We start from the raw sequence: 507 nt of genomic DNA, 5'->3' as shown, positions 1-507 counted from the left end.
CTCGTCGTGAGGGCGGGTATAACCGCGATTCCGCGCCTCGTCGTGAGGGCGGGTATAACCGCGATTCCGCGCCTCGTCGTGAGGGCGGGTACAACCGTGATTCCGCGCCTCGTCGTGAGGGCGGCTTCAGCCGCGACAACAACCGTGACTCCGCACCACGTCGTGAGGGCGGGTACAACCGCGATTCCGCTCCTCGCCGCGATGGCGGGTACAACCGCGACTCCGCACCGCGTCGCGAGGGCGGGTACAACCGCGACAGCAGCCGTGACTCCGCTCCGCGTCGCGAGGGTGGATATAGCCGTGACTCGGCTCCTCGTCGTGAGGGCGGGTACAACCGTGACTCCGCTCCTCGTCGTGAGGGCGGCTACAACCGCGATTCCGCTCCGCGTCGTGAGGGCGGCTACAACCGCGACAACAACCGTGACTCGGCTCCTCGTCGCGAGGGCGGCTACAACCGTGACTCCGCTCCTCGTCGTGAGGGCGGCTACAGCCGCGACAACAACCGCG

General features: G+C 68.0%; 1 pseudogene. It reads left to right on the top strand.

The window, feature by feature from the left end:
• Nucleotides 1-507 (top strand): annotated as a pseudogene (locus tag V7Z82_RS13665) (hypothetical protein); the annotation flags it as partial.

The sequence above is a fragment of the Microbacterium sp. genome, from assembly GCF_036823965.1.
Taxonomy (GTDB): Bacteria; Actinomycetota; Actinomycetes; order Actinomycetales; family Microbacteriaceae; genus Microbacterium.
This window is presented reverse-complemented; position numbering and strand designations above follow the sequence as displayed.